The 4398-nt window shown below is 74.2% G+C and carries 6 protein-coding genes; 2 read left to right on the top strand and 4 right to left on the bottom strand.

The annotated features are described in order from the left end of the window. Positions 1 to 65 precede the first annotated feature (65 nt). Both HCJ92_RS22505 and HCJ92_RS22500 read right to left on the bottom strand, forming a co-directional pair. The gene (locus tag HCJ92_RS22505) at positions 66 to 734 is read right to left on the bottom strand and encodes a Pvc16 family protein (protein ID WP_167935446.1); all 669 of its coding nucleotides are present in this window, start codon (positions 732 to 734) and stop codon (positions 66 to 68) included. Positions 735 to 909: 175 nt separating this feature from the next. Beyond that, positions 910 to 1569, bottom strand: a complete 660-nt coding sequence (locus HCJ92_RS22500; protein ID WP_209311466.1) for a helix-turn-helix transcriptional regulator — start codon at positions 1567 to 1569, stop codon at positions 910 to 912. Between the two features lie 421 nt (positions 1570 to 1990). On the opposite strand from HCJ92_RS22500, the gene HCJ92_RS22495 reads away from it, so the two are divergent. After that, entirely contained in the window at positions 1991 to 2740 is a 750-nt protein-coding gene (locus tag HCJ92_RS22495) for a response regulator (RefSeq protein WP_167935444.1), read from the top strand. Positions 2741 to 2777: 37 nt separating this feature from the next. On the opposite strand, the gene HCJ92_RS22490 is transcribed toward HCJ92_RS22495, so the two are convergent. Further along, entirely contained in the window at positions 2778 to 3485 is a 708-nt protein-coding gene (locus HCJ92_RS22490; RefSeq protein WP_167935443.1) for an AAA family ATPase, read from the bottom strand. Positions 3486 to 3562: 77 nt separating this feature from the next. Between HCJ92_RS22490 and HCJ92_RS22485 the strand changes: the two genes are divergently transcribed. Further along, entirely contained in the window at positions 3563 to 4012 is a 450-nt protein-coding gene (locus HCJ92_RS22485) for a DUF4240 domain-containing protein (protein WP_245241145.1), read from the top strand. Between the two features lie 62 nt (positions 4013 to 4074). Here the strand turns inward: HCJ92_RS22485 and HCJ92_RS22480 are convergent, their stop codons facing one another. Beyond that, the gene (locus tag HCJ92_RS22480; protein WP_167935442.1) at positions 4075 to 4278 is read right to left on the bottom strand and encodes a hypothetical protein; all 204 of its coding nucleotides are present in this window, start codon (positions 4276 to 4278) and stop codon (positions 4075 to 4077) included. Between the last annotated feature and the right edge of the window lie 120 nt (positions 4279 to 4398).

Below are 4398 nucleotides of genomic sequence, written 5' to 3'. Positions count from 1 at the left end.
CTCCGGCGCCGTCCCGGGCGCCGTCTCCGGCGCCGTCTCCGCGGGTGCCGCGGGCGTGCCGGGGGTCATCGCTGCCGTCCCGGCCGGGCGCGGAAGGCGGGGCGCTCGGCGGCGGCGATCTGGTGCGGTCGGTGACCGCGTTCGCCCTGCGGCGGGGTGCCGTCGATGCCGCCGAGCCGCACCGCGGCTCCCGCGGTGACGGGCGGGCCGGCGTCGTCGTCGGGGTGGGACGGGAACGGCACGGTCGCCACCACGTCGAGCGAGGGCTTGAGTTCACCGCCGAGGGCGCTCCAGATCTCCGCGAGCGACCGCGACTCGGTCTGCGATCCCCCGACATTCAGGGGGACGCTGAGTCCCTGCGCGCCGAGCGCGCCGGGCAGCACGGAGGGGGCGAGGAGTTCGTGCGGCAGCAGTGCGGTGAGTGCCGCTGCCAGCAGGCGGTGCTCGTCCTGCGGTCGCTTGGTCCACGCGGTCACCAGGTAGGCGAGCCGGAACCAGCGGGGCGGCCGGCGGCGCTTGACGACCAGCCCCCCGCCGTCGTGGACGGGCGTGTGCCCGCGCTGCCGCAGCGAGGTCTCCTCGCGGATGTCGTAGAGGTAGCTGTTGATCACCGGGCCGTTGCGGCGTGCCGCCCAGTCCCGGGTGGGGGCGTCGAAGGAGACGTCGATGCCGGAACCGGCGAGCGCGCCGCGGCCGAGCAGCCCCTTGAGGACCTCGTCCATCTCGTGGATCACCGGTCGGTGCCTTCCGTGTTGCCGTGCCGCCGCTCGGGCGCGTGCGCGCGGGCGGTTTCCATCAAACCCCCTGGGCCCCGCCGGTCACACGCCCGCCGGGGTCGGGTCGGGGGCACCGTGGTTTCCCTGGCAGGACATCAGTGGAGTCCTTTCGGTCAGATGCGGACGCCTTCGATCAGATGTAGCCCTCGCGCATGGCGTAGGCGACCGCGTGCGCGCGGTTACGAAGATGGAGTCGAGTGGTGAGGCCGTGCACCACGTTCTTGACCGTGCGTTCGGAGTACGCGAGCTTGACGGCGATCTCCACCGTGTCGCGGCCGTCGGCGATCAGTCGGAGCACGTCCACCTCGCGCGGCGAGAGTCCACCGGCAGGCGCTCCCGAGCGGCCGGTGCTGACGCGGTGGAGCACACCCACCTGGTCGATCAGCCGCCCCAGCAGATCGGCCGGGAGGTCCCCCTCGCCCCGCGCCGCGGCGAAGACGGCTTGGGCCAGACGGTGTTCGGTGGCCTCGTTCCGCCAGACGACCGCACCCACCCCGCACTCGATGACGTCGAGCAGCTCCGCCTCCCGCAGAGCGCCCACCACCAGCACCGCTCTCCCCCCGTCGGCCCGCACGACGCGGCGCAGCCGGGCCAGCACGTCCTCGTCGAGGGCGTCGCGGACCACCATCGTCACGGTCCCCGGCCTGGTGTCCGTCTCGCTCCTGATCTCGATGTCGGGGTTGCGGCGCAACTGCACCAGCGCGCCCTCGCGGGTGATCGGATCGGGCGCGTGCACGGTGACGGGCGTCCGGGCGGAGGGCACCGCCGGCCGGACCACGCGGGCGGCAGCCAACGAGCCGTCTCCGACGGCGACCGGCTCCCCACCCCGGTGAGAACTGTGCACTTTCCCCCCAAGCTTCCGGGTACGCCACCGGAGCGCGGCGGCGTCTGACCCGCTCGACGCTAGTGGTGCCCGCCGGCCATGTCGTCACACCAGAGCGGGATCCCGACTACCCCTACGGGGGTATCCGAATTACGTCCCCCGAAGTGGGCGGGGGGCGCACGACCCGTCTAAGTTGACCGGATGTGCGCTACGTTCGGGCAACTGTGATCGGCACGTTCGGGCACGCGAGGGTGGCCCAGGGGCCGCCCGAGCTGCCGACCGAGCTCCCGACCGGGGTGGCGGAGCGACCCGCCGGTCGGCGGTCCGCTCCGTGGCCGAAGCCCGCCCCCCACGTCCGCAGCGTCCACCCCACGAGGATCGGCGGTACCAGGTGAACGTCACCGTCGTCGTGGCCGACGACCACGCGCTGATGCGCGCCGGCCTGGTCGCCCTGTTGAGCGCGGCCCCGGGGGTCGATGTCGTCGGCGAGGCCGGCGACGGCCGCCGCGCGGTCGAACTCGCCGCCACCCTGCACCCGGACGTCGTGCTGATGGACGTTCGGATGCCGGTTCTGGACGGCATCGCGGCCACCCGCCTGATCGTCGGTTCCTCGCCGGAGCAGCAGCCCCGCGTCCTGATGCTGACCACCTTCGACTCCCCGGAGTACGTGTACACCGCGCTCGGCGTCGGCGCCTCCGGGTTCCTGCTGAAGGACACCCCGCCCGACCGGATCGCCTCCGCGGTCCGCACCGTGGCCGCCGGGGACATGCTGATCACCCCCGTCATCACCCGCGACCTCGTGGAGACCTACGCCCGGCACCACCGCGCGCTGGCCCTGGGGCGCTCGCGGCTGGGTCCGCTCACCAACCGCGAGACGGACGTGCTGCGGCTGGTGGCGGCGGGCCTCAGCAACGCGGATATCGCCGACCGGCTGGTCCTCAGCGAAGCCACCGTCAAGACGCACGTCAAGCGGATCATGCAGAAGCTGGGGGTGAGCAGCAGGGCGCAGGCGGTCGTCCTCGCCTACGAGTCAGGGCTCGTCGTGCCGCGCGGCGGCACGGCAGACGACGGGGTCCCGCCCGCCGCCGCACGGCGGCGACGCCCCTCGGGCGCGCTGGGCAGCGGCGCCGGGGCCCGGTGAACGCCCGGGACCGACCACCCGTCGGGGCCGGGGGGGATCACTCCAGCACGTGGCGCAGGTAGCTCCCGGGGTCCGCGAGATAGCGGCGCCAGTGGTCCACGAGCCGCAGGTCCTGCCACGCGACACGTCGCGCTCCGTCCTCGTCGAGCTCCAGGATGTCGGCACCGGGCATGGCGGTCAGCAGCGGTGAGTGGGTGGCGCACACCACCTGGCCGCCGTTCTCGACCACCTGCGCGAGGTGCCCCACCAGCTCCAGGCAGGAGGTGAAGGAGAGCGCGGCCTCCGGCTCGTCGAGCACGAAGAGCCCCGGCCCCCGGAACTCCTCGCGGAAGGCGGCGAGGAACCCCTCGCCGTGACTGCGGAAGTCGGGGCCGAACCCCGCGCGGTCGAGGGCGTCGCGGGCGGTCTCCGCCCGCAGGAAGAACCCTCTGCGGGCGGCACGGGAGCCGAGCATCCGTCGGCCGCCGCCGGCGGCCTCGAACCGGATCCGCTCGCCCAGCGGGGACTTCTCGCGGGGGCCGGCGTAACGGCGGCCGGCCGCACCGCCCCAGGGGTCGAGCCCGTACGCCTCGGCGACCGCCTCCACCAGCGTGGACTTCCCGGAGCCGTTCTCCCCCACCAGGAAGGTGACCGGTGCGGTGAACCGCATTCCCTCCCCCAGCAGTTGCCGGACGCAGGGGACCGTCCAGGGCCACTCCCCGGCGGAGCCGTCGGGAACATGGGCGTAGGCACGTCGCACGATCACCGCGTCAGTCTCGCAGCGGCCACCGACAACCGCCCCGGGCCGGACCCGTTGTCGGTGCCGTCCGGCATCCTCGGCGCATGAGCGAGACGGCGGAGATGGACGAGGAACGATTCTGGCGGCTGGTCGAGGAGTGCCGCCCGCCGTGGCCCGATCCGGACGCGGACGACCTGTCGTCGGCCCTGGTCGAGCGGCTGACGGCGGAACCGGCGACGGTGACCGCGGCGTTCGCCGAGACGCTGTCGCGACTGCTCTGGGAGTTGGACCGCCGTGAGCTGGGGGAGGACGAGTCCTCCGACTCCTTCCTCCACACCCGCGCCGCGGTGGTCGCCGCAGGGGAGCGCGCCTACCGGACGGTACGGGCCGACCCGGTGCGCTTCGCCCCGTTCGCCACGGGTCCGGTACGGGCCGGGTCGCTGCTGTCCGTGCCCGGCCGGGCGTGGCGGCGGCTCACCGGCGAGGAGTGGCAGCGGGACACCCGGTACACCTACGAGTCGTACTCCAACCGGGCCGGGTGGGAGTGCGGGTGAGCCGCCGCCCGGCAGGCCCGCGCACGGGCTGCGCCCCGGGTGCCCGGCCCTGGGCGCCCGCGTCAGGCGCCCAGGGTGCCGCCCATCACGGCGGAGACGAAGGAGGACCATCCGGCGGGGGTGCGCGTGTCCTCGGAGTCGGACGGCGCGGCCACGGCGAGGCCGCCGATGGCGGTGGTCTCCGGCACGGGGGCGCCGTCAGGACCACAGGTGAACGCGGCCCGGTCGGCGTCGGCGGTGGCCGGGGCGGTCGTCATGAGGGCCATGGCAGTGCTCCTTCAGCAGCACGACTGGTACGTCCCCCTGGGATAGCCGCGCGTCACCACCGCCAAACACCCGGGAGGTAACGTTTCGGCACCCCGGACGCGGTCGGGCCCGCGTCCGGG

Source organism: Streptomyces spiramenti (assembly GCF_012034385.1).
Classification (GTDB): domain Bacteria; phylum Actinomycetota; class Actinomycetes; order Streptomycetales; family Streptomycetaceae; genus Streptomyces; species Streptomyces spiramenti.
The sequence above is the reverse complement of the archived record's forward strand: the minus strand, read 5'-3'. Positions and strand labels throughout refer to the sequence as shown.

What these genes read in the sequence shown, in the direction of transcription:
- HCJ92_RS22485 (WP_245241145.1), top strand. Translation starts at nt 3,563, where the DNA reads ATGAGCGAGACGGCGGAGATGGACGAGGAACGATTCTGGCGGCTGGTC.
- HCJ92_RS22480 (WP_167935442.1), bottom strand. Translation starts at nt 4,278, where the DNA reads ATGGCCCTCATGACGACCGCCCCGGCCACCGCCGACGCCGACCGGGCC.